Origin of the sequence: Gayadomonas joobiniege G7 (assembly GCF_000300815.1) — a bacterium.
GTDB lineage: Bacteria > Pseudomonadota > Gammaproteobacteria > Enterobacterales > Alteromonadaceae > Catenovulum > Catenovulum joobiniege.
Map to the genome: position 1 here is coordinate 18,764 of NZ_AMRX01000006.1, position 24,217 is coordinate 42,980.

The 24,217-nt window shown below is 40.9% G+C and carries 21 protein-coding genes; 15 read left to right on the forward strand and 6 right to left on the reverse strand.

Annotation, left to right across the window (positions count from 1 at the left end; translation table 11 throughout):
- Positions 1-35: 35 nt before the first annotated feature.
- A complete protein-coding gene (yaaA, locus tag C727_RS0107215) occupies positions 36-812 on the reverse strand; it encodes a peroxide stress protein YaaA (RefSeq protein WP_017444954.1) in 777 nt (258 codons plus the stop codon).
- 159 nt (positions 813-971) lie between these two features.
- Here yaaA and C727_RS18160 point away from each other — a divergent pair, with 159 nt between their 5' ends.
- From C727_RS18160 to nadN, 3 genes are all read left to right on the forward strand, one after another.
- Complete coding sequence (locus tag C727_RS18160; protein ID WP_017444955.1) at positions 972-2,174, forward strand: acetate/propionate family kinase; 1,203 nt, start codon at positions 972-974, stop codon at positions 2,172-2,174.
- A 1-nt stretch (position 2,175) separates the two neighbouring features.
- Complete coding sequence (pta, locus tag C727_RS0107225; RefSeq protein WP_017444956.1) at positions 2,176-4,305, forward strand: phosphate acetyltransferase; 2,130 nt, start codon at positions 2,176-2,178, stop codon at positions 4,303-4,305.
- 151 nt (positions 4,306-4,456) lie between these two features.
- Complete coding sequence (gene nadN, locus C727_RS0107230; RefSeq protein WP_017444957.1) at positions 4,457-6,367, forward strand: NAD nucleotidase; 1,911 nt, start codon at positions 4,457-4,459, stop codon at positions 6,365-6,367.
- A gap of 95 nt (positions 6,368-6,462) precedes the next feature.
- Here nadN and C727_RS19330 read toward each other — a convergent pair whose 3' ends face one another.
- Positions 6,463-6,621, reverse strand: a complete 159-nt coding sequence (locus C727_RS19330) for a YqaE/Pmp3 family membrane protein (protein ID WP_017444958.1) — start codon at positions 6,619-6,621, stop codon at positions 6,463-6,465.
- 116 nt (positions 6,622-6,737) lie between these two features.
- On the opposite strand from C727_RS19330, the gene C727_RS0107240 reads away from it, so the two are divergent.
- The 6 genes from C727_RS0107240 to C727_RS0107265 all read left to right on the forward strand — a co-directional run bounded on the left by C727_RS0107240 (position 6,738) and on the right by C727_RS0107265 (position 11,992).
- Positions 6,738-7,004: a DUF2999 family protein gene (locus C727_RS0107240; RefSeq protein ID WP_017444959.1), complete on the forward strand. Its 267-nt coding sequence runs from the start codon at positions 6,738-6,740 to the stop codon at positions 7,002-7,004.
- Positions 7,005-7,113: 109 nt separating this feature from the next.
- Complete coding sequence (locus C727_RS0107245; protein WP_017444960.1) at positions 7,114-8,202, forward strand: AI-2E family transporter; 1,089 nt, start codon at positions 7,114-7,116, stop codon at positions 8,200-8,202.
- Entirely contained in the window at positions 8,203-8,907 is a 705-nt protein-coding gene (locus C727_RS0107250; protein ID WP_017444961.1) for a gamma-glutamyl-gamma-aminobutyrate hydrolase family protein, read from the forward strand. It abuts the gene before it with no gap.
- Complete coding sequence (locus C727_RS0107255) at positions 8,907-9,329, forward strand: YqaA family protein (protein WP_017444962.1); 423 nt, start codon at positions 8,907-8,909, stop codon at positions 9,327-9,329. Before C727_RS0107250 ends, C727_RS0107255 begins: the two co-directional genes overlap by 1 nt.
- An 87-nt stretch (positions 9,330-9,416) precedes the next feature.
- A complete protein-coding gene (locus tag C727_RS0107260; protein ID WP_017444963.1) occupies positions 9,417-10,922 on the forward strand; it encodes a sulfatase family protein in 1,506 nt (501 codons plus the stop codon).
- Positions 10,919-11,992, forward strand: a complete 1,074-nt coding sequence (locus C727_RS0107265) for a glycoside hydrolase family protein (RefSeq protein WP_017444964.1) — start codon at positions 10,919-10,921, stop codon at positions 11,990-11,992. Before C727_RS0107260 ends, C727_RS0107265 begins: the two co-directional genes overlap by 4 nt.
- Positions 11,993-12,122: 130 nt before the next feature.
- Here the strand turns inward: C727_RS0107265 and C727_RS0107270 are convergent, their stop codons facing one another.
- Positions 12,123-12,368, reverse strand: coding sequence for an HP1242/YdcH family protein (locus C727_RS0107270; RefSeq protein ID WP_017444965.1), 246 nt, complete (start codon positions 12,366-12,368; stop codon positions 12,123-12,125).
- A gap of 161 nt (positions 12,369-12,529) precedes the next feature.
- Between C727_RS0107270 and C727_RS0107275 the strand changes: the two genes are divergently transcribed.
- The 3 genes from C727_RS0107275 to C727_RS0107285 all read left to right on the forward strand — a co-directional run bounded on the left by C727_RS0107275 (position 12,530) and on the right by C727_RS0107285 (position 16,650).
- The gene (locus C727_RS0107275; protein WP_017444966.1) at positions 12,530-13,903 is read left to right on the forward strand and encodes an NAD-dependent succinate-semialdehyde dehydrogenase; all 1,374 of its coding nucleotides are present in this window, start codon (positions 12,530-12,532) and stop codon (positions 13,901-13,903) included.
- Between the two features lie 145 nt (positions 13,904-14,048).
- Positions 14,049-16,001, forward strand: coding sequence for a UvrD-helicase domain-containing protein (locus C727_RS0107280; RefSeq protein ID WP_017444967.1), 1,953 nt, complete (start codon positions 14,049-14,051; stop codon positions 15,999-16,001).
- Positions 16,002-16,086: 85 nt separating this feature from the next.
- The gene (locus C727_RS0107285; RefSeq protein ID WP_017444968.1) at positions 16,087-16,650 is read left to right on the forward strand and encodes a type 1 glutamine amidotransferase domain-containing protein; all 564 of its coding nucleotides are present in this window, start codon (positions 16,087-16,089) and stop codon (positions 16,648-16,650) included.
- Between the two features lie 54 nt (positions 16,651-16,704).
- Here the strand turns inward: C727_RS0107285 and C727_RS0107290 are convergent, their stop codons facing one another.
- The 3 genes from C727_RS0107290 to C727_RS0107300 all read right to left on the reverse strand — a co-directional run bounded on the left by C727_RS0107290 (position 16,705) and on the right by C727_RS0107300 (position 21,144).
- Entirely contained in the window at positions 16,705-17,817 is a 1,113-nt protein-coding gene (locus C727_RS0107290; RefSeq protein WP_017444969.1) for a PepSY-associated TM helix domain-containing protein, read from the reverse strand.
- Between the two features lie 54 nt (positions 17,818-17,871).
- Positions 17,872-20,025: a TonB-dependent siderophore receptor gene (locus C727_RS0107295; RefSeq protein WP_017444970.1), complete on the reverse strand. Its 2,154-nt coding sequence runs from the start codon at positions 20,023-20,025 to the stop codon at positions 17,872-17,874.
- Positions 20,026-20,169: 144 nt separating this feature from the next.
- On the reverse strand, positions 20,170-21,144 hold the full coding sequence (locus C727_RS0107300; protein ID WP_017444971.1) for a carbohydrate kinase family protein: 975 nt from the start codon (positions 21,142-21,144) through the stop codon (positions 20,170-20,172).
- A gap of 224 nt (positions 21,145-21,368) precedes the next feature.
- On the opposite strand from C727_RS0107300, the gene C727_RS0107305 reads away from it, so the two are divergent.
- The 3 genes from C727_RS0107305 (at position 21,369) to C727_RS0107315 (ending at position 24,126) form a co-directional block, all read left to right on the forward strand.
- A complete protein-coding gene (locus C727_RS0107305; RefSeq protein ID WP_026052607.1) occupies positions 21,369-22,526 on the forward strand; it encodes an ROK family transcriptional regulator in 1,158 nt (385 codons plus the stop codon).
- A 244-nt stretch (positions 22,527-22,770) separates the two neighbouring features.
- Entirely contained in the window at positions 22,771-23,253 is a 483-nt protein-coding gene (locus C727_RS0107310; protein WP_017444973.1) for a hemerythrin domain-containing protein, read from the forward strand.
- A gap of 15 nt (positions 23,254-23,268) precedes the next feature.
- The gene (locus tag C727_RS0107315) at positions 23,269-24,126 is read left to right on the forward strand and encodes an SDR family oxidoreductase (protein WP_017444974.1); all 858 of its coding nucleotides are present in this window, start codon (positions 23,269-23,271) and stop codon (positions 24,124-24,126) included.
- Positions 24,127-24,217 lie beyond the last annotated feature (91 nt).

Genomic DNA, 24,217 nt, shown 5'->3' on the forward strand with positions numbered 1-24,217 from the left:
GCTTTTTGTGCGGCACGTCGAACTGAGCCGCCGATTTAGTCAGCTTGTTTACGGGTAAATACGGGCTTATCGTCACTTGATAAGTCGTCATTGTATTGATAACCATCCAGATCAAATGCTTTTAAGTCGTTTACATTTTTGATTTGATTCTCTATCACGTAACGCGCCATCAAACCTCGTGCTTTTTTGGCATAAAAGCTGATCATTTTATATTGGTCGTTTTTCCAATCTTTAAATTGTGGCGTAATAATAGCTGCGTTAATTGATTTTGCTTTAACTGCTTTAAAATATTCATTTGATGCCAGATTGAGCAAAATTGAGCTGTCACAAGCTTGTAAATCATGGTTCAGTTTGTCTGTCAGTTTGGTACCCCAAAACTCATATAAATTTTTGCCGCGGCTGTTGGTAAGTTTGCTTCCCATTTCTAAACGATACGCGTGCATCAGATCTAATGGCTTTAGAATTCCGTACAAACCAGACAAAATACGTAAGTGATCTTGTGCGTAGTCGATTTGAGTAGCGGTTAAACTAGTTGCGTCTAACCCAGTGTATACATCGCCATTGAATACAAACATGGCTTGTTTGGCGTTTTCAGGGGTGAATTTAGGCGACCATTCCGCAAATCTAGCCACATTTAATCCAGCCAATTTATCACTGATTTTCATTAAACTGGCCACATCGGCGGGCGTCAGCTCGCGGCAGATGTCTATCAAAACTTTACTGTCTTCAATGAAGTCAGGCTGGCTGTGTTTATCAGTGGGAATAGACTTTTGATAATCCAGATTTTTTGCTGGGGAAACAACAATTAACATTTTTATTACCGTGATTTTTTATGTTGAAACAATTCGATTTCAAACGGGTTTATAAACAAAAACTATGACCATTATAGGAGCATAAAAAGATTTAATGAAGCCGTCTATTGACTATACTATCAAACAACGCAGCTTGGATTTGTATTACAGGAGACCGCATTGGAACCAAATAACATATTAGTGATTAACGCAGGTAGCTCGTCACTCAAATTTAAAATTTTTAACGCCGGCGAATCTCAAACGCCTGTTTTATCTGGATTAGCCGAACGTTTAAATACCCCTGAAGCCGAATTACAATATCGCAAAGATGATATTAAAGAACAACTGAATAAACCAAATGCTGACCATAAAAGCATTCTATTGGCTTTGTTTGAATTGCTTGAGCAGTTTAATTTGAAAAACTCTATCGTAGCGATCGGCCACCGCGTGGTTCACGGTGGAGAATACTTCAAAGGGCCAGCGTTAGTTAATTCAGATACCATAAAAAAAATTGCTGCATGTTCGGCGCTTGCTCCATTACACAACCCAGCTAATTTATTAGGGATAGAAGCGGCCCAACAGGCGGTGCCTGATCTCCCTCAAGTAGTGGTTTTTGACACTGCATTTCATCAGAGTATGCCAGAACAAGCCTATATGTATGCGCTGCCAAAAGATTATTATCAGCAGCACAGTATTCGTAAATATGGTTTTCATGGTACTAGTCATGATTATGTCAGTAAAGAAGCGGCACGTCGGTTAAATTTGGACTTGCACAACAGTGGCATTATTACCGCACATTTAGGGAATGGCTCCAGTGTTTGTGCGGTTAAAAATGGCTTATCTGTTGATACTTCAATGGGGTTTACCCCGCTTGAGGGCTTAGTGATGGGCACCCGCAGTGGTGATATAGATCCGGGTGTTTTACAGTTTTTGAATAAACAACTTGGTTTATCATTAGATGAAATTTTAAATGTTCTAAATCGCAAAAGCGGTTTGTTAGGGTTATCAGGCACCAGTAATGACATGCGGACACTGGTTGCTTTATCCGAGCAGGGCAACATAGATGCACAAATTGCGTTTTCTGTATTCTGCTACCGTTTAGCTAAAACTATAGCTTCGTACATGGCATCATTAGAGCGTTTTGATGCGCTCGTTTTCACCGGTGGTATCGGCGAAAATTGTCGACCAGCACGCCGAACTGTGCTTAATCAGCTTAAACTATTAGGATTAAACATAAACGAAGATCTAAACCTAGCCAATGGTGACGAGCTTGGTCGTATAAGCCAGCCTGATTCAGAAGGTCCAACGGCCATTATAATCGAAACTCAAGAAGAGTGGATGATTGCTAATGCAACACATCAGCTAACTCAAGCAGGAGCGTAAGATGAAACATAGTTTTTTTATTGCCCCCACTGGTTATGGAACTGGTTTAACCTCGGTTTGCTTAGGATTAGTCAGGGCGCTTGACCGTTTGGGTCTGAGTGTTGCTTTTTGTAAACCTATTGCTCAGCATAGCGGCGAAAGTACCCAGCAAGATCCCTCGTTATCTTTTTTAAAAACGACTCATGGCATGGAGCCCCCAGAACCTATCAGTTTAGAAACGGCCCAACGCATGCTTGCTAACGGTGACGTAGAGCAATTAATGGAAGAAGTGGTTAACCTTTGTGAACAAAGTTCGCAACAGGCAGATATTTTAATTATTGAAGGTTTAGTGCCACAGCCTAAAGCACCGTTTACTGTGCGTTTAAATACCCGAATTGCTAATACGCTAGATGCTGATGTGATCATGGTTGCGGCTAAAAATGAACTTAGCGTTAGTGAGATGAATCAACAGATTAATCTTTCGGCAAATTTTTATGGCGGGGCAGATAGCCAGAAGGTTTTAGGCTGTATATTAAATAAAGTCGGTGCCCCAGCGGGGAAAATGCAAGCTTTGATGGCATTGGATGACGGTGAAGTTTCGCCAGTTGATCCAGTTGCGGATTTAGCTGAGTTGCCAGTATTTAAGCGCAATGGTTTTCGTTTATTAGGTCAAATCCGATACAACCCAACTTTGTTGGCTCCCCGTGCGTTAGACATAATGGAGCATTTGCACTGTGATATCTTAAACCAAAATGCCGATCTGAATCGCCGAGTTACAGGCGTTAGTATATGTGCTCGCACGGTTGCAAATATGCTGCATACGTTAAAAGCTGGGACCTTAGTTGTAACACCTGGCGATCGTGATGATATTTTGCTGGTTGCCTGTATGGCGGTCATGAACGGTGTGCCTTTAGCTGGTATTTTATTAACTGGGGGGTATAAACCCGAACCTGCGATTATGAATTTATGTCAGGTTGCATTTGAAACTGGTTTACCCTTGATGTTAGTTAAAAGCAATACTTATCGCACGGCACAGCATCTTGATGAGTTTAATTTGGATGTACCCACCGACGATATCGCTCGAATCGAGCAAGTGATGGATTCAGTGGCCGAGAGCATAGATATGGATTGGATTGCTTCACGGGCACAAGTTAAACGTGCTGTGCGTCTATCACCAGCAGCATTTCGTCATCAGCTGGTGCAAAAGTCGCGCAGCAATATTAAACGCATTGTGCTGCCCGAGGGTGAAGAAATTCGTACCATACAAGCTGCGATCATTAGTGCACAAAAGGGCATTGCGCGCTGTGTATTATTAGGCGAAGAAGAAGCGATACGTCGCACAGCTAAAAGTTTAACTATGGAGATCCCTGAAGCAGTTGAGATTATTTCTCCGTCATCTATCAGCGAAAATTATGTCACTGCGTTAATGGAAAAACGTAAACACAAAGGGTTAACCGAGGATGCGGCCAGGGAAATGTTGGAAGATACCGTGGTATTGGGCACTATGATGCTTGCTGAAGACGACGTAGATGGTTTGGTCTCTGGCGCTGTGAACACCACAGCCAATACCATACGACCTGCGCTGCAGTTAATTAAAACTCAGCCGGGTAGTAAAATTGTATCTTCGGTCTTTTTTATGTGTTTACCAGAACAAGTGCTGGTTTATGGTGATTGTGCAGTAAATCCGGATCCGAGTGCGGAAGAGTTAGCTGACATAGCGATTCAATCTGGTGACTCGGCAATTGCGTTTGGCATTGAACCTCGTATTGCCATGATTAGTTATAGCACAGGTGCCAGTGGTATCGGTAGTGATGTTGATAAAGTTCGTCAAGCAACTGCGATAGCTAAAGAGAAGCGCCCTGATTTGTTGATTGACGGACCTTTGCAATATGATGCAGCCAGTGTTGCCAGTGTAGCTGCTAAAAAAGCACCGGATAGCCCAGTTGCTGGTAAAGCCACAGTATTTGTATTCCCTGATTTAAATACAGGGAATACAACCTACAAAGCGGTCCAGCGCTCGGCAAACGTTGTCAGTATTGGTCCTATGCTGCAAGGTTTAAAAAAGCCAGTGAACGACTTAAGCCGGGGTGCCTTAGTTGAAGATATCATTTATACAATTGCGTTAACGTCAATTCAGGCGCAAAATCGTTAAGTCCTAAATTTGGGGGCTGCTCATGTAGCCCCTAATTCAATCCGAGTCTAATTAAACACCGTCAAATAAACTTCATCTCGCTGCAACCAAACTGTTTTATTGAATAATTATCATTTCATAAATAATACTAATGGAACTAATTGGAGCTGTTATGAAACCCGTATTTAAACTAGGCCTGTTGGCCTCAACTTGTGCGCTCGTGCTGTCAGGTTGCACGCTTGAAATTAATGATGGTGACGAACAAAATGAAGCAAAAGCCATAGATCTAACCATTTTGCATATCAATGACCATCACTCTCATATTACCTCGGATAACTTTGATTTTGATGTAAGTGGTTTAAATTTAACGGCTAAAACTCAAGCGGATAGCCCAATTGATGAAGTATCTGTGACTTATGGCGGCTTTCCTATGCTGGTTAGCTTGTTTGACAGCGAAAGCGCGACAAATAAAAATGTATTAAAACTCCATTCCGGGGATGCCATTACTGGCACCTTGTACTATAGCTTGTTTAAAGGCGAAGCTGATGCTGCGGTAATGAATGAAATCTGTTTTGACGCCTTTGCGTTAGGTAATCATGAATTTGACGATGGTGACTCAGGTTTAGCGAACTTTTTAGATGAACTCAATTCAGGTGATTGTAAGACCCCAGTCCTTGCAGCCAATGTTGCACCTGCGACGACCTCTGCGATCCGTGACCAATATATTCAACCGTACACCATAGTAGAACGTGAAGGCGAAAAAATTGGTTTAATTGGCATCGACATTGCCGGTAAAACTAAACATTCATCACAGCCTGATGCAGGCACTATGTTTTTAGATGAAACAAGCACAGCGCAAAAGTACATTGATGAATTAGAAGCAATGGGCGTTAATAAAATAGTCTTGATGACGCATTATCAATATCAAAATGATTTGGCACTAGCGGCCAATTTATCAGGTGTTGATGTGATAGTTGGAGGGGACTCACACACTTTATTAGGTGACTCAAGCTTTTCCGACTTAGGGTTTAACCCGGTTGCCGAATATCCCACTCAAGTGACAGATAAGATGGGTAATAAAGTTTGTATCGTACAAGCTTGGGAATATGCTCACATTATGGGTAAGTTGCAGGTTAGTTTTGATAAAGAAGGTTTAGTTACAGAATGTTCTGGACAGCCTATGTTGCCAATCAGTGATCAATATGTTTATGAGTTCAATGATGATGAAGATCGCACCCTAGATACAACCGATGCAAGCATAGTGAGCCAAGCGCTGACTGCGCACTCTGAAGTCGTTGTTACCGAAGAAGATGCCGATACCAATGCACTGTTAGAAACTTACAACGAAAAAGTAGATGTGCTTAAACAAACAGTGATCGGAAATGTTGCTGAGGATCTGTGTTTAGTTCGTTTCCCTGGGGAATCCCGTTCTAATATTTGTGCGGTTTCAGATACTTATCAAATGGGTAGTGATATTTCTAATTTAGTGGCCAAAGCATTTATGACAGTTACACCAACCGCAGATATTGGAATTCAAAACGGTGGGGGTGTTCGAGTAGATGTTGCTGCTGGTGACTATACCATTGCAGATGCTTTTACTTTGTTACCGTTTTCCAATACCTTAGTGACATTAGAGATGACGGGTCAACAAATTGTTGATGTGTTAGAAGATGCACTGTCTAGTACCCTAGATAATGGCGGCTCAACTGGCGCTTACCCTTATGCTTCAGGTTTACGTTATAACATAGATGCATCAGCGACTAAAGGCAGTCGTATCAGCCAAGTTGAAGTTAACCCAAGAGTATCGGGTAACTGGCAAGCTATTGATTTAAGTGCGACTTATACAGTTGTAACGAATGACTTTATTGCGAGTGGCCAAGATGGTTATACCACTTTTGGGGCTGTTTTTAACGCCGGTGATTTTATCAATACTTACACTGAATACGCTCAGGGTTTTATCGATTATATGGAGATGCTGTCTGAAAACAATGAGTCATTGAAAAAACTGCCAGCGTCTGAATACTCAACACAAAAGTACATAGATGCCAAAGGTTGTGACCATAGCTCTAATTCAGATTGTTAGTATTTTTTGATTGCGCCCTTATTCATTGATTAAAGTGGGTAAAGGCGTGTTGATTGGGGTTAAAGCGTGCCAACGGCACGCTTTACTTTTTGATGCTAACGTTTAGCAATAATCCATACTGCGTGCACTATACCAGGGATATAACCTAATAAAGTTAATAAAATATTTAGCCAGAACGCCCCGCTTAAACCAACTTGTAAAAATACCCCGAGTGGTGGTAACAAAATTGCTAAAATAATTCGAACTAAATCCATCATATCCTCCTTTTGAAAATTTAACGCTCACAGCTATAACGGGACGGGCAGTAAAAAAGTTTACATAGAGTTCGCATCAGGGTATAAAAAAAGCTTTTATATTAGGGAGACTGAATATGAATCCGATTTTACAAATTTTGCGAGAAGAAAATATATCAGACGAGCAGATCGTCGCTTTGTTCAACCAGCTAACCGCTAACCCAATGGCGGCTATGAGCACCATTCAATCATTGGGTTTACCGCAAGAAAAGTTACAACACCTGATGATGACAGTTATGAGTAACCCGCAGTTGATAAAAGATGCAACAGAAGAACTCGGTTTAGATTATACAAAGGTTGAAGCTGCTAAAGCTAAATTAGCTGAGCAAGGACAACCCAAATAGAGTCAAGCAACTGCTTTCGGCCAGAAGACGTTTGACACGCTGATATGATCTTTTTGTGAATATTAGCGTTATAAAGTTCCAGAATTCTAATAAAACAAGGAACTTCGTTTTGTCTATTGCTCAAATCAAATCAGAAAATAAAAAGCTGTGGCAAAAATTGCCAGGCTATCGCTTTTTTTTAGTGGTGCTTGTGATCACCTCACTGGCTTTAGCAAAAGATTTTTTATTGCCTATTACGCTTGCGTTTATTTTAAGTTTAGTTTTGTCTCCGGCGGTGCGTTTGCTGACCAAGCTTAAAATACCCAATTTGTTGGCTAGTTTAATCATGTTGGTAGTGAGTGTTGCCGTTTTTGTCGGTTCACTATGGTTAGTAACACCTGCAGTCGCCGAGTGGATGTCCAAAGCACCTGCCAAACTAGAGCAGAGATTTAACTCAGATAAAGAAATCCAACAAACCATATCAAAGCTGCAAGAGACCTCTAAAAAGGTTAATGATGCTGTTGAAAAGATGGATATCGAAAAAGACCAGAGACAAACTACACAAATCACTGTCGAACAAGAAAGCAATTGGTCTTCTGATATTTTAGCCTCGTTGCAAAAAGCGGTTACCAGTGTTTTGCTGATTTTCGCACTGACCATGTTTTTATTAACGAGTGGCCAGCAGCTCGTTTTAAATTTAGTCTGTTTGTCCCGCCGTCGCTATAAACGTAAACAGTATATTCGATTGTTTCAGCGCTTACGCAGCGAAGTTGGACAGTATTTAGGCGCAGCATTTTTAGTTAATTTGACATTGGGTTGTATTGCCAGTTTAATTTTTTGGTACTTGGATGTCCCTTTAGCTTGGACTTGGGTTGTATTAATTACCTTTTTGAGATTTATCCCTTATGTTGGCATTAGCTTAATCGCTATCTTATTGACCCTAGTATCATTAACACACTTTGATACTTTGATGGAAAGTCTAATGCCCCTTGGGATATTTATGGGACTGTCGACCATATTTGGTTTTTTTATCGACCCTTTAGTGCATGGTTTTCGCCTCAAAATTAATCCAATCGTGGTTTTTATTTCGGTCATATTTTGGGGATGGTTGTGGGGAGCAGCAGGTGCAATTATTGCGGTGCCTTTGTTAACGGTTGCATTAGTTGCAGCGGATTGTTTCCGCTGGAAAAAGTTCATTCAAATTGTGACGGCACACTAAATGACAAAAAAATACACTAAAAGACCACTTATTGCGGTCACAACAGACAATAAATACGTGTCGCCGGCTTGGTTAGCAATTTGTTTTGGAATTTGGCTAGCAGGTGGTAAGGCGGTTCGAGTTTGCTCAAAAAAACCAAAAGATGCTGAATCCTTCGATGCCTTTTTAATCAGTGGTGGCAGTGATATAGATCCTAAGTTATATGGGGCAAAAGCAGACCCACATAAAAGTTATGACATTAAAAGAGATAAACTGGAAAGCGAGTTTATTCATTATGCGCTCTCCGCACAAAAACCTTTGATGGGTATTTGTCGAGGTTATCAATTAATTAATGTGATTAAAGGGGGTGATCTTTATACAGATATTTCTGAAATGCGAAAAAAAACTAAAAATGGAATCCAGTTGTTTCCCGTTAAACCTGTGACTATCTTGGCAGACACCAAAGTTTCACGTTGTTTAGGCGGCTTAACACAAACCAAGGTAAATGCAATTCATCATCAGGCAATAAAATCTGTTGCCGATAGTATGCAAGCCGTTGCTTACGATGCGGATGAGTTTGTGCAAGCCATTGAAAGCCGTACACCCCATGAAGCTGTATTAGGGGTTCAATGGCATCCAGAATACTTGTTTTATATTGCCAGCCAACGAGGACTGTTTACATGGCTGGTTGAGCAAGCCATCTCTAATCGACAAACGGATCGATAATGCTTTCTTATTTTATTTTATTCGCTTCATCATTTTTGGCTGCGACAGTGCTGCCGTTTTATTCTGAAGTGATTCTATTTTCTATGTTAAGGCAGGGAGAGCCAGCGTGGTTATTATTGTTGTTAGCGACATCAGGCAATACGTTAGGCTCTGTGGTAAATTTTTATTTAGGTTGGTATTTGCTCAAATTTAAAGATAAAAAGTGGTTTTATTTTAAAGACAGTCAAATTAAACGCTCACAAATTTGGTTCCAAAAATATGGTGTATGGAGTCTTTTATTCGCCTGGCTGCCCCTCGGTGGTGATGTATTAACCCTGATTGCAGGGATCATGCGAGTTAATTTGTGGTTGTTTATTTTATTAGTTGGGTTGGGTAAGTTTTTCCGTTACGTCGTGGTTATGTATGTTGCTAACGTGTTCTAAATTTAAATATGTGTTTTTACCCTTGAGTCACCTTGGCCTTTTTTGTTAAAGTATCAAATTATTAACACTCTAATAACTTGATACTTTATGCATTTAAACATCAATCAACTTATGCTGCTTTGTGCAGCATTGCTGTTGACAGGCTGTTATGCTATCCCTGATGACAGTACAACCGACTCAGCCCAATTTACCCAACCGAACATCCTGTTTATCTACACAGATGATCAGGCGCCTTGGGCATTGGGCGCTGCCGGCAATGCCCAAGCCTTTACGCCAAACATGGATAAGCTGGCAGCCACTGGCATGCAATTTCCAAATGCGTATACTACAACGCCCGTATGCAGTCCGTCTCGTGCGGGTTTGTTAACCTCCAGATATGGTTATGAGTTAGGTATCGATGACTGGATTAATACCCATTACCCATCAATGACCCGAAAAGAACCCAACTTAGGCGTTGATCCAAGTTTACCTACATGGCCTAAAATTTTGCAGCAACAAGGTTACCACACAGGTCTGGTTGGCAAGTGGCATTTAGGTGAATTAGATAAATTCCATCCTACAGCGCAGGGCTATGATGAGTTTGTCGGTTTTCGTTCCGGCGGGAATAAAACGAAAGATCCTAGCTTAGAGAAACAGGGAAAAGTGAGTCAGTACCAAGGCTTGACCTCAGATATTTTAACTGATCAGGCGATAGACTTTATCCAGCGTAACCGGCAAAAAAGGTTTGCATTATCGTTGCATTACCGCGCACCACATACCCAGTGGTTACCGGTAGCAGAAGCAGACGCAGCCCCTTACAAAGAGTTAGATATCAAGTTACCACATCCAGACTACCCAAACCTTGATGTTAAAAAAGCCAAACGTTTTATGAAAGAATACCTTTCGAGCGTGCGCAGCGTTGATCGTAATATAGGGCGTTTATTGGAACAGCTTAAAGCGCTTAAGTTAACTAAAAACACCCTGATTGTATTTACGTCGGACCATGGTTATAACATGGCCCACAATGGGATTTGGCACAAGGGTAATGGCCATTGGCTGTTAAAAGATGTTGTCCCGGCCAGAGAGTTTGCGCAAAAGAATCAACGGCCAAATATGTATGACAACTCAATTAAAGTACCAACGATAGTAGTTTGGCCCGGAGTGGTAGAAGCTGGCAGTAAAAATCTGTCTACTATTTCAAATCTAGATTGGTTCCCGACACTCGTTGAGATAGCGCAAGGGCAATTACCGGCTAATGCCATCATAAGGGGAAATAGTTTTTTACCGGCCTTATTGGATAGTCAGCAGCGTTTATCGACCGAGTATTATGCTGCTTACACCACCTTACATCAGAGCAAAACACAGATGCGCATGTATAGTGATGGTCGTTATAAATTGGTTAAAGACTTTAGAAATAATAACCGAGATGAGTTTTATGATCTGCAAGCGGACCCGGATGAAAGCCAGAATTTAATCAATACTAATCAGCCTGAATTAATGCGTATTATTAACCAATTTGACGACATCATTTTTGAAAAAATGTTAAAAACAAAAGATCCCGTTTTAAATAAATACTTTCCCAAAAACATTGATACAAAAGGGCATGCTGGATGAAATTTTTAATCGCAAGCTTGTTCAGTTTGAGTTTTATGACGGCGGCAGCTCAATTAGATGCTCATCAACCGCTACCTGAAGACCTAAATCAACACCAGATAGTTGAATCAGATTTTGTTAAATCTTTAGCGGGTGGTAAACGCATCCTGGAAGAAAAAAATTGGAACATTTGGGGAGCCTCTCCGATCCTTGATGACGACGGTAAAATTCATGTGTTTTTTTCAAGGTGGCGGGGCACACATGGCGGCTGGTTAAAGCATAGTGAAATCGCCCATGCTGTCGCTGATCATCCTGAAGGTCCATATACTGTGTTAGGGACTGTCTTGCGCGGACGCGGCGGTGAGCATTGGGACGCTGATACCATTCATAACCCAACGATTCAAAAAGTGGGAGACAAATATGCATTATTTTATTTAGGGAATAACCTAACAGATGCAGAAAAATATGATGGCCATCATGCCTCAACACAACGAATTGGATTAGCGGTAGCCGATAATATTTATGGACCTTTTAAGCGTGTTTCAGATCATCCCATTTTGGATATTAGCCAAAATAAAGCGGCATGGGACAGCTATTTAGTGACTAACCCAGCACTGTTGCAACATCCTAACGGAGAATATTGGCTCTATTATAAAGCTTGGGACAAATATAATGATAATCTTAGAAAAATGGGTGTTGCGATAAGTGAAAAGCTAACGGGTCCGTACCAAAAGCATGAAAACAATCCGCTAGTCTCTTTTGCTGATTTAGGTAAGCAGGTAGAAGACGCGTATGTTTATTATCATAATGATAAATTTTATATGATAATGAGAGATATGGGGGTGATTCATCCGCATGTGGGACTCATGTTAGATTCAAATGACGGTTTAAATTGGTCGGCTCCTCAATTGGGTTATCGCACCAATAAGTTTTATTTAAATGAAACAAAAGTTGAGCGAATGGAACGGCCGCAAATACTTTTTATAGACGGAAAGCCTGCTTATCTATTTCTGGCGTTAATGGGCGGGAAATATAAAACGTCAACCGCTATGGTTTTGAAGATCGAATCGAAACAAAAAATATCAAACTAAATACTAAAATTAAATGATCGATCTGGCGCTTTAGCCCGAGAAAATCACTATGTATCTGCTGAATGTTAAATGACAGTTGAAAGGATAAAGTCCTTCCACTGTCATTTTAATAAGTGCCGAGATTGACTGGTTAATTGCTTTCGTTTTCCAACTGCTGGTGGAGAGAATCTTTTAGTTCAGCTCTTTGCAGTTTCATTTTTTTCATATCTATGTCGTCAATCGGTTGATCACGTAGTTCTAATTTGCGGATTTCTCTGTCAATCGCATCATAAGTTTTGGCTTCTTTAGAAAATTTTTGGTTGGACTCCATCAAGTCCATAATCGTATGTTCATACTCGGGAAATTCGTTTAACAAAGAATGATTTTCACCTAACATAAAGCCTCCTCTTTTAGTGCTTTCAATTTTTTCTACTGCCTTAAAAAACACATGGTTCAGTTTTTAATGATCTTTATTATTATGAACCAAGCGCACAATCGACCAGTAGATAATAGTCAAGTGGGATTGCCCCGTTTAACTGACAACTTATTGGAGTCGATATGTCTAAGCATGCTACTACTGTAAATCCATTCACCGAAGAAGATATCAAAAAATATACGCTACTTTCAGTTGAAGAAGCAGAACGAGCAGTTGATCGAGCGCATGATTGTTTTCAGCAATGGAAATTAAGTAAAATTTCAGACCGTCAACAATGTTTAGAGAATTTAGCTAAATTACTGGATGCGCGCAAAGCTTCTATCGCTCAGCTAATGACAGATGAAATGGGTAAAGTTAAGGAGCAGGGGATCATGGAAGTCGCAACATGCGCCGAAATTTGTCGTTATACTGCGCGTCAATCGGTAAAGCAAATTGAAGATGAAAAGCGTTCGGTGGATGAAGGTGAAGCATTAATAACATACCGTCCACTCGGAGTCATATTGGGCATACAGCCGTGGAACTTCCCACTCTATCAGGTGATCCGTTATAGTGCGGTGACGATAGCTGCCGGCAATACCACAGTGCTAAAACATGCTGCAAACGTCTTTGGCATGGCGCAATTAATCGAAAAGCTGTTCGAAGAGGCAGGGTTCCCAAAATACGCACTGCAAAGTTTGTTAATTGACGGCAAAACAGCCAGTCAATTGATTGAACACCGACATATACAAGGTGTGACCTTTACCGGGAGTGATGAAACTGGCAAAAAAGTTGCCAGTATTGCTGCAAGCCAAGCGAAAAAATCAGTTTTAGAGCTTGGCAGTAATGACGCTTATTTAGTTTTAGATGATGCAGATGTTAAGTTGGCGGTCGAAACCTGCACTCAAGCAAGGGTCATCAATAATGGTCAAACTTGCGTTTCGGCTAAACGTTTTATTGTCACGGAGAGAAACTATCAAACCTTTAAAGAAGGTTTAAAAGGTGCTATGAGCCAATTAAAAGTTGGTGATCCAAATTTAAAAGAAACAGATATTGGCCCTATGGCGCGTAAAGATTTGCGGGATAAATTAGCCGATCAGGTTAAAGCCTCAATCGATAAAGGTGCGGTGCCAGTATTAGGGTGTGAAATACCAGAACAACCGGGTTATTTTTATCCTCCGTCGATATTAGAAAATGTAACTGCTGGTATGCCTGCTTATGATGATGAGCTCTTCGGTCCTGTTGCGGCGCTAATTAAAGTTAAAGATGATGAAGAAGCAATTAAAGTAGCGAACGACAGCCGCTATGGGCTAGGTGGTGGAATTTTTAGTCAAAATACTGCCAAAGCACTTGAGTTGGCCAAATACCACTTTGATACCGGCATGGTTAACATTAACGGGTATGGTTTAGCTCACCCAAACTTACCATTTGGTGGTGTTAAAGATAGTGGTTACGGCCGTGAGCATGGGGGTGCGGGCATCTTAGAATTTGTAAATCAAAAATCTATTATGTTGGCCTAACTTCAATTTAAAAGTGCAAAACCCCAACGGTTTTGCACTTTACATCTTTTCCGCTTGCAGCTTATCGATAGGCTCGTTAATCTTTGCGCAAACTTCTTAATTTAATTGATGTATGAAAATTATACCGCGCAAAGGATATAGGTTTGTGCAGCAACTGCTGGCTACTCGAAGCGCTTTGACCCTGACCTCAGACGCTATCTTAATTGATAAAAATAACCAGGTCAGGGAAATCCCACTTGATCAAATCAATAAAATTCATGTGACTAAAGGTTGGTGGTTTTCACGCTTACACATTAATAGCTTAGAGCGACAAACATATGTATGCAAAGGTTATTTATACACTGACTTATTGGCATTTCACCAACAAACAATTCAACATTTGATTGCGAGTGTTGCCGATAATGATCGGTGGCAATGGTTTTACCAACAAATGTTAGGTCATAAATCAGCCCAGTATTATTATTCAAGTTACGAATGGCAAAACATACAACAGCTAAAAACCTTGGCCGCTGAATTTAATAAGCTTGGGGTCACAGAGCATGACTTTAAACTATTAATGCACAGGGAGATATTTTTATACGCAAACCAACTGACTAAGGCATCTGTCAGTGAAGCAGGACGGGCGCAGCACAATCAGCGTGTAGTGCAGAATTTATTGCAGCGAGACGCTCCTTTTTTTGCCAAGCTCAACCAGCATCCGTTAACACCTGCTCAGCAGTTGGCCTGTGTAAATAATAACGATCATACTCTAGTCGTTGCTGGAGCTGGCAGTGGTAAAACTGCTCTGATTATGGCCAAAACTGCTTATTTAGTTGCACGTAAACTGGCTGAGCCAGAACACATTTTATTATTGGCATTTGGCCAAAAAGCTGCCGATGAAATGCGTAGCCGATTGGACCAAAAGTTACCCCTAATCGCTGAGCGAATCCAAGTTAAAACTTTCCACTCATTTGGTTTAAGTTTATTAAAACAAAAATATGGTCAGCAATATAAACAAACGAAAGAATCAATTGAGCCACGCCTGTTAGCTGTTCATCAAGATTTATTGCAAACCTCCGGAGCTTATCAAAATGCTTTTCAAGCCGTTTGTAAACACTATCAACTCAGCGAAGAAAAATTGATGAAACAGGTTGTGAATTGTTGGCCAATCATACAGGAAAATGGTTTAAGAGGACATTGTATCTCAGCAGTGCAAACCTGGTTAGACTATTTGGTTAAAGCTGAAGCCGCTGATAAAGCCACATCATTTGAATTTTCAGATATGATAAAACAGAGTGCTGAATTGTTAGCAAATGGTCAGGTTTCTCATACCTTTAAATACATTATTGTTGATGAGTTTCAAGACATTTCTGCAGGTCGGATACGCCTTTTACAGGCATTGTTAAGTTCGTCGGCAAACTGCCGATTATTTGCCGTTGGTGACGACTGGCAATCCATTTATCGGTTTAACGGCGCTGAAGTTAGCTTTTTTACCGAATTTGATAAACACTTTGCACCATCTGAGCGCTTAACTTTAGATCAAACTTTTCGTTTTAACGATAAAATTGAAGCTGTATCCAGCCGTTTTATTCGTCAAAACCCCAATCAAATAAACAAACAAGTTAACCCTCAGCAAAAGATTAATGAAGCGGCCGTTCATTTGTTTCCAGTGCAAGATTATATGGCAGAAGTAAAACAGATATTATCTCATATTAACCAGCAGGCAGGGCAATTGGGGCGCTCTATTTCGCTTTTGTTAATCAGTCGTAATGCGCTAAGCAAAACGCCTGGACTTGAGTCGTTATACGTCAACAAAGGAGATTATAAGCATTTGCAAATTACGGTGGTGACTGCGCATGCGAGCAAAGGGTTAGAAGCCGACATCAGTTTGATATTGGGGGTTGAACAAGGGATGTTTCCAAGTACTTACGGGCAGCAAGCATTACAAAATGCCGTGCTGGCGGCACCCGAAGCTTTTAATCATGCTGAAGAAAGACGGTTATTTTACGTTGCCCTGACTCGGGCTAAACATCAGGTTTATCTGTTATATAAAGCGGGCCGTGGCAGTGAGTTTATCGACGAATTAAAATCTTACCCAAGTGATTGGATCAATCATTAAAAATTAATTTATTGGCGATCTTTTTAAATTGTGTCTGCGTAGCAAAAGATGAGTTTTTCTTGAAATCAACAAACAGGAGTGAATGATGACAGTAAAGAAAATTCAAGGCAAAAAAATTGCGATTTTAGCAACCGACGGTTTTGAACAAAGCGAACTTTTTGAACCGCGCAAAGCTTTGTTAGAAGCGGGTGCCGAAGTTGAGATCGTGAGTTTAAAAAGTGGCTCTATCAAAGGCTGGAACGAAACCGATTGGGGTGACAGTATTGCCGTAGACAAAACCCTAGATGAGGTAAAATCGTCAGAGTATCATGCACTTATGTTGCCAGGTGGTTTGTTTAATCCAGACACCTTGCGAACCGATCAGAAAGCCGTAAATTTCGTCAGTGGTTTTTTTGCCGAAGACGAGCAAAAACCTGTTGGGGCTATCTGCCACGGACCTTGGTTATTAGCCGAAGCCGGTGTCGTCAATGACCGTAAAGTCACCTCTTACCCAAGCATTCAAACTGATTTAAAAAATGCCGGCGCCAAGTGGGTTGACGAAAAAGTGGTTGTAGACCAAGGTTTAGTGACAAGCCGCAAACCAGACGATTTAGACGCCTTTAACCGTAAACTGATTGAAGAGATTTGCGAAGGTCGCCACGCAGCTTAAACCAGCAGATAATCCCTCGTACGAGCGAGGGATTATTATCATCTTAGTAATAATTTATTTTCGCTCGATATTAATTTTTCGAGTTCTGATTAACCACATATAAACCCCTGTAATCGACAAAAATAAGGGGATCAAACCGGTAATACACCAGAGCACTTTACTTGTTAAACCCGCAAAATTACCAAAGTGTAAACGTCTAAAGCTGTCCAAAACTAGGTGTCCAACACTGGCTTGGCGGGCATCTGTTTGCATCACTAATTTACCGCTTTGACCATCAAAAACCTGATAACTGGCATATTGGCTAGTTAAAACACTGGTATCTGGCACATCACCATACCAAGTAAAATAGCCACCTGCTTCAAATGGAAAAGATAAATAAGTTGCTTTGAATCCGGCCATATTCTCTCGCAGTGTGTCTGCTTGGTCGTCTAGTGACAATGTTTGTTGATAATAATAACCCGAGCTTAACATAGGCTCGTGTGCTTCATCTGCGTGTTCGACGGTCTCGTGATAGATCTCGATAAAATTAAAATATGCACCAGTAAAAGCGACGATTAGCAATAAAGGCGAGATGATCACCCCAAAAAATTTATGGATATCGCTTAACAGAACTCTCAGGTGGGCTTGCCAGCGCACACTGAATAACTTTTTGATAAAACGCCACTGTAAAACTAAACCCGAAATGCCCAAAAACAATAAAATTAACGAAAATATAAAGCCTAACACTGTGCCAAAATGAGCGCCTAAAAAGCCTTTATCATTTAATAATAAAGTGTAGTGAAGTTTTAAAATCCAGTCTGTGAGGTAATGATCATCATATATCACGGGTCGGTCAATTAATTCGCCAGTATAAGGGTTAAAGTGCACTTTATACCACTGCTGGGTGCCACGTTTAATTAAATAAACTCGGTCGGCTTCAATACCATCGTCAAATAATTCCCAAGTCCCTAAGTGATAATCGGGTAATTGAGTCTCTAATTGAGTTTTAAGCTGGTCATATGGGAGGCGCTGCGACTGAGTCGTTTTAAGGATCACTGTTTCTGGCATTAACAAGCGATCTATTTCGACTTTAAATACTAACAGTGAGCCAGTGATCGAGATTAAACAAATCGGAATTAACGCAACAAGCGCCAGATAGCTATGCCATTTAAAAAGTGTTTTTTTCATTTATTTCAGCCTAAATAGCGGCAGAAGGGCTGCCGCTGAACGCATAAAATACGTTTAAAAATTAAATTCTACACCCACTTCAACCATGCGTTCGCTGCCCATCCAGCAGTTGCTGGCATCATAACAAGCGCCGACATAGCGTTCATCGGTTAAGTTACTAACGCTGGCCGTTAACTTCACATCATTTTGCGTAAACTGATAGGCCGCAACCAAATCGAGCAAGCCGTAGTCAGAGACAGTATCTGTATTGTATTTGTCCATTTGGGTTTCACCAACGTAACGATAACCAGCGCCTAACATTAGCCCTGGGAAAGACTCGGTAAAGTGATAATTGGCCCAAAAAGACGCCATAAAATCCGCTACCCAAACTGGCGTTTTTCCGACTAAATTTTGATCTAAATCAGCGGTTACTTCCATATCTAACCAAGTTAAATTACCTGACAAGCTAACGTCTTTATTTAACTGGCTATTAAACTCTAACTCAACGCCTTTTGCTTCAACTTGCCCTGTTTGCACGCTCATGCTGCGAGTCTCATTAGTATTGGGGTCAACAGCTTGCCCTGTGGTGACTAAGTTATCTTTTTTCAGCACAAAATAGGCTGCGTTTAAGCGATTTTGACCGTTATCAGACTGGTATTTTGCACCAACTTCTGTTTGCTGCCCTGTGGTTGGTTCAAATGCGAGACCGGTTTCTGTGTCACTACCTGATTGAGGTTCAAACGACTCTGCATAATTAGCATACGCGCGCCAGCCATTAGAAAACCTATAAAGGGCCGCTAAACGACCTGAAAACGCGTTTTGTTCAATCTGCGTGGTAGAACCATATTCGGAGCCCGCATACACATTATCGGCGATATCAGTGCTTTCAAAACTGTCCCAACGACCATTTAAAATGAAAGTGAGTTGTTGCCAATTAATTTCATCCTGAAAATAAATACCCAGTTGTTTAATATCAATTTGATGATCTTCTTGATAAAAATCCAACGGTAGTTCACTAACCACTAGCATATTATTATCGCGATTTGATAAATCAATACTGGCTGTGTTTTGGCCTAGCGTATCTCGATACGCCACATCGGATTCTGATGTCTGGTAATCAAGGCCTAATAACCAAGCATGTTGGCTATTTGCAAATGAATAGGTACCGGCTAATTGGTTGTCTAAGGTTAGCCCGCGGATCTGTTCATCGGTTGAATATGCAGAACGAATTAAGGTGACGTTATCGTCTGCTAGACCCTTATTGTACATATTTTGTTGTAAGGCATCCGCGTCGGTAAAACGAGCTTTTTGTAAAAACGTCCAGCCGTTATCAAACTGATGATTAAACTTGTAACCCCACATAAAAACTTCACGTTCATAATGATTCCAGTTTTTATCACCGGCATATGCATCTGCGTCCAGCGCTCCGTAAGGTGCTTGGTATAAGGTACCAATTGAATGCAAAGGCGTTGAAGGTACCATTTCAGGGTCGTTTTGGTAATAGGCGCTTATTGTGAGGTTGGTTTGCTCAGAAAAATGGATGGTCGCAGACGGCGCAAATAAATATCGCTCGTTTTCTGTTGTATCTTGCTGACCGTCACGTGATCGGCCTAGGGCGATTATTCTATACTCACCACTGTCTGCAAATTGCCCAGTTGAATCTAACCCTAACTCAATTAAGTTGTGAGAGCCAGTGGTGGCTATTAACTTAGTATTTTGCGATTTACTGGGATATTTAGCGACTTGATTGACCATACCGCCCGGTGGAACTAATCCATATAAACTAGATGCGGGGCCTTTTAATATTTCGACCGAGTCTGTGGCAAATGCATCAACTTGTGGGTATAGGTTCCAACTGTTGTTAGATAATAGCGGTAAACCATCATAAAAGCTCTGATAAGTATCAAAACCGCGGATATTAAACTGGTCAAAAATACTAATGCTCGGGCGGCTTTCTGTCGTTACCCCAGAAACATAACGAAGGGCTTTTGTAACTGAATCAGCTTGTCTTAGTTTTAGCAGGGCTTGATCTATAATAGATATGCTAGTCGGGGCATCAATCGCTTTTAGAGATGATTTGGTTGCAGTACTGCGATAGCTGGAGTGACTTTGCACTTGAATGCGCTCAATTTCACTGCTTTCAGCCGCATTTAGCGAAGGTTGATAGGCAAATAAAGTAGCAGCGATGATCGATAGCTTAAATGGTAGTCCATTGGCTCGTGTGTTCATATTGGCACGCCTTGAAATATTATAATTTAAAAACATACTAATGATAACAGTTCGTATTATTGTTAATCAATTGAATATTATGTGCGGCAAGGGTAGATTTGGCTAGCTGGAGTTAACATAGAGCTAGCCAATAAATAGATGGGGTTAAGCGGAAACAGCCATCGGGTGCTGAATATTATGTAATCTTGGTAGCGCGCTGAAAGAGCCCACCTGAGTCACAGTATGAGCGCCGCAACGAGTTGCAAAGTCAATGGCAGAGACAAGATTTTTATGATCACTCAGCCAGTTTTTTAAATCGTCGGCTTGCTCACTTTGACTGATGGCTTGATATAAAAAACCTCCGATGAAAGAATCTCCCGCTGCTGTGGTATCTTGTGCTGTCACTTTTGGCGTTGTGCGTTTTCCGCTAAATTTATCATAGATATATTCAACCGCGTGTGGTCCATTAGTTAACAACACTAAGATGCCTTTGGCAGCCCATTGATTAATTAATTGCTCAACTTGTTCGGCACCATATAAATCAATCAGTTCATCGCGACTGGCTTTAACCACATCAGATTGTTCAGCGAGTTTTAAAATTTTATTCGGAGCCTGTTGGGTGTCCTGCCAAAAGGCTGGACGGTAGTTTATGTCTAAGCTAATTAGGGCGCCCGTCTGTCTAATCGTTTGAATGATTAAATTGGTTTGTTCTTCTAATTCAGGTATGGCTACTGAACCAGAGCAAAAGTGAAATAAACTCTGCGAGCAAAATAATTCAGATGCAACATCCGTTGCACGTAGACGTGTATGTGCTGCATTTTCTAAATAAAAGTCAAAACTACGCTCATTGTCTTCATCAAACGACACCATGGCAACGGCGGTTTTAGATTTTTTACACAGGCGGGTGCTGCTCAATTCGACACCATAACGGGTTAATTCTTTGCAAATAAAACGAGCAAATTGATCGTCTCCAAGTTTGCTGACTAATGCGCTTTTACCACCAAGCTTTGCGACTGCAACGGCAACATTCGCTGGCGCGCCACCAGCACAGGCCTTGTAAGATAAATGACAAGCGTCTTTTTCATCTACTGGTAATGACATCATATCGATGAGCGCTTCGCCGACTGAAACTAATTGCATATTGGCACCCTTATATAAATAAGTTTTACTTTTTGTTTACGTTAAGTGGGCGGAATTTAACCATCTGAGTTAATTATTGTCAATAAGTAATAAAAGTTTATTAATTAAATTTTTCAGTTATAAAGTCTATCAAATATGGAGTTTTGCTTTGGTTTTGTTGTTGAAAGTTAATTAATAGGGTATTTTAATTTTTATTTAATAACTAAAGTTGATTGACCTTATTTATGCATGCAAAAAACTTACATGGTGGCCGTAGTCAAACAGGCTTACGAGCTCATAATGAACGTCAAATACTGTCGCTAATCAGACGTTTTGATGCGTTACCAAAAGCTCAAATTGCCAAAAGTTTGGGATTATCGGCCCAAGCTGTCACTGTGATCACAAATGATTTATTGGCTGCAGGTTTGATAAAAAAACAACCACCAAAAAAAGGAAAAGTTGGCAAGCCGATTGAGCCTTTAAGTCTCTGTGCAAATGGCGCTTATGGTTTAGGTTTGAGGGTTGATCGCAAAATTTATCAAATGACGCTAGTGGATTTTGCAGGCCAGATAAACGCCCAAGTGAGTTTGCATATTGATTATCCTAAAGTCGACTCCTTAATGACATTTGTTAGTGATGCCTATCGGCAAATAGTGCAATCAGTCCCTTCAGAGTGTCAGTCTAGGATCTTAGGTTTAGGGGTGGCAACGCCTTATCAATTGTGGGCCTGGCCAGAAGCTGTCGGGGCGTCCAAAGAGGCACTTGCAAGTTGGCAGGCGTTTGATTTTGAAACCGAATTAAAGGCTTTGATCGGCTTGCCTGTGTATCTGTGTAATGATGATACAGCAGCCTGCTCAGCAGAACTTTGTTTTGCCAACTCGCAGCGGTTACAACATTTTATGTATTTGTATATTGGCCCTTTTATTGGGGGGGGGCTAGTGCTCAACCAACAAATTTATTATGGCCAAAATAATAATGCGGGGGCACTAGGGTCGATGCCGGTTAGCGGAGATAAGGGGGCAAAACAATTAATTGAAGAAGCTTCATTATACTTGTTAGAAAACGACCTAAAAGTTGCCGGTTTTGAGGCAAGTTTGATTTATTACCCAGAAAGCAGTTGGTCTGGATTTGAAAATATTTTAAAAGCTTGGCTGATGCGTGCAGCTAACGCCATTGCGCAAGCCGCACTTGCTTCTATGGCGTTGTTAGATTTGCAAGCTGTGGTCATCGATGGTGCCATTCCGCCAGCCGTAAAAAGCCAGCTTATTGAAGCGGTTCAGCAAAAAATATCACAATCAGATCAGCGAGGCATCGCTGGCTTTCGAATTTTACCTGGGACACTTGGTTATCAGGCACAAACCATAGGCAGTGCAAATTTACCTATTATGCAGCACTATTATTAGTCGTAAATATAACTTGGTAGTAATGGCTAACGAATTAAGAAGCTTCGTGCAAGGACGGCGGTAAGAAGTCAGCAGATATATTTTACAAAGTTCACTGGTAGTTTTTACATTAATTTAGATAAATAGCTTAAATACTCATTTAAAAACAGTTGCTTAAAGTTTGGCTCGCTCTTTGCAGCCTTATTCAGCGCAGGTTTTTGAAAATGAATTCAGCGTTAACAGTGTTCCCAAAAGGAGAGTATTTATGAGTATTTATACCTATTTGAAAGATGATCATAAAAAGATTAAAGCTTTGCTGCAAAGCATTGAAGATCTTGGACCACAGGAAAGCCAACAGCGAGACGAATGTTTTAATGACTTAAAAAAAACTTTGATTCTACATAGTAAAGCTGAAGAAAAGGTATTTTATAAGCCGTTAAAAAAATCTGCTGACACTCAAAACGAAGTGGAACATGGTGAAGAAGAGCACCAGGAAGCTGAGTTGTTAATGCGTGAATTGACCTCAGAACGATTAACAGGAAACGCCTGGTATCAAAAGTTTTTAAAACTAAAATCTGATTTAGAACATCATATCGAAGAGGAAGAAGAAGACATTTTTGCTGATGCGCAAGCTGTTTTGTCGGATAAAAAAGCCGATAAGATGGAAAAGTCTATGCGTAAAGCAAAAAAAGAAGAGCAGCAAAAACGCTCAATTAGCGAGCGTCACTTTTCAGATTCAGCTCACTAAGTTAAGGAGTTTGATATGTCGAGCAATAATTCATTCCCCCCTCAGCACCAATTGCATCAACCAGGTGATGAATCTCAAATGCACCCTCGCCCTCAATCATTTATGAAAAATTATCAGCCCGCTGGTAAGCTAACCGGTAAAGTGGCTTTGGTGAGTGGCGGCGACAGTGGCATAGGCCGTGCCGTCTGCATGGGTTTTGCTAAAGAAGGGGCTGATGTAGCCTTTATTTACCGTGATGAAGACAATGATGCAAACGAAACCTTAGCTGCGGTTAAAGAAGCCGGAGCAAAAGCAATAGCAATCAAAGGGGATATAGCCAGCAAAAAATTTTGTTTAGATGCAGTTGAGCAAACCAGAAATGAATTGGGTGGGTTAAATATTTTAGTCAATAATGCTGCTGAGCAGCATGTTAAACAGTCCTTGACAGAGATTGAAGAAAGCCAAATTCGCCGCACATTTGATACCAATGTATTTGGCACTATGTTTTTAACCCAAGCCAGTTTGCCGCATTTAACCAAAGGAGATTCGGTTGTAAATACAACGTCGGTGGTGGCCTATAGAGGTAAAAGCAGTTTAATTGATTATGGCGCAACAAAAGGGGCGATTGTTGGTTTTACCCGCTCATTAGCCAGTAATTTAAGTGAAACTGGAATTCGAGTAAACGCAGTTGCGCCCGGACCCATTTGGACACCATTGATCCCAGCTTCTTTCAGTGCAGAAGAGGTAGAAACTTTTGGTCAAAGCAGCCCTATGGGGCGTCCGGGTCAACCGGATGAAGTTGCGCCAGCATATATCTTTTTAGCTTCAAATGATGCCAGTTACATAACAGGTCAAGTGATTCACCCTAATGGCGGGACTATTATTGGCGGCTAGTGGTGCGTAAACGATCGCAAAAGTTTGATTGAGGTCTTTTCTACGTAATAAAACAGGGATGCTAATGCAGCCAAAACCAATGTTTTGGCTG

Coding starts and splice junctions, on each gene's coding strand:
- C727_RS19330 (WP_017444958.1), bottom strand. CDS start 6,621: ATGGATTTAGTTCGAATTATTTTAGCAATTTTGTTACCACCACTCGGG.
- C727_RS0107270 (WP_017444965.1), bottom strand. CDS start 12,368: ATGTTAGGTGAAAATCATTCTTTGTTAAACGAATTTCCCGAGTATGAA.
- C727_RS0107240 (WP_017444959.1), top strand. CDS start 6,738: ATGAATCCGATTTTACAAATTTTGCGAGAAGAAAATATATCAGACGAG.
- C727_RS0107250 (WP_017444961.1), top strand. CDS start 8,203: ATGACAAAAAAATACACTAAAAGACCACTTATTGCGGTCACAACAGAC.
- C727_RS0107315 (WP_017444974.1), top strand. CDS start 23,269: ATGTCGAGCAATAATTCATTCCCCCCTCAGCACCAATTGCATCAACCA.
- pta (WP_017444956.1), top strand. CDS start 2,176: ATGAAACATAGTTTTTTTATTGCCCCCACTGGTTATGGAACTGGTTTA.
- C727_RS0107275 (WP_017444966.1), top strand. CDS start 12,530: ATGTCTAAGCATGCTACTACTGTAAATCCATTCACCGAAGAAGATATC.
- C727_RS0107255 (WP_017444962.1), top strand. CDS start 8,907: ATGCTTTCTTATTTTATTTTATTCGCTTCATCATTTTTGGCTGCGACA.
- C727_RS0107310 (WP_017444973.1), top strand. CDS start 22,771: ATGAGTATTTATACCTATTTGAAAGATGATCATAAAAAGATTAAAGCT.
- C727_RS0107300 (WP_017444971.1), bottom strand. CDS start 21,144: ATGCAATTAGTTTCAGTCGGCGAAGCGCTCATCGATATGATGTCATTA.
- C727_RS0107265 (WP_017444964.1), top strand. CDS start 10,919: ATGAAATTTTTAATCGCAAGCTTGTTCAGTTTGAGTTTTATGACGGCG.
- C727_RS0107305 (WP_026052607.1), top strand. CDS start 21,369: ATGCATGCAAAAAACTTACATGGTGGCCGTAGTCAAACAGGCTTACGA.
- C727_RS0107260 (WP_017444963.1), top strand. CDS start 9,417: ATGCATTTAAACATCAATCAACTTATGCTGCTTTGTGCAGCATTGCTG.
- C727_RS0107285 (WP_017444968.1), top strand. CDS start 16,087: ATGACAGTAAAGAAAATTCAAGGCAAAAAAATTGCGATTTTAGCAACC.
- C727_RS0107295 (WP_017444970.1), bottom strand. CDS start 20,025: ATGAACACACGAGCCAATGGACTACCATTTAAGCTATCGATCATCGCT.
- nadN (WP_017444957.1), top strand. CDS start 4,457: ATGAAACCCGTATTTAAACTAGGCCTGTTGGCCTCAACTTGTGCGCTC.
- yaaA (WP_017444954.1), bottom strand. CDS start 812: ATGTTAATTGTTGTTTCCCCAGCAAAAAATCTGGATTATCAAAAGTCT.
- C727_RS0107290 (WP_017444969.1), bottom strand. CDS start 17,817: ATGAAAAAAACACTTTTTAAATGGCATAGCTATCTGGCGCTTGTTGCG.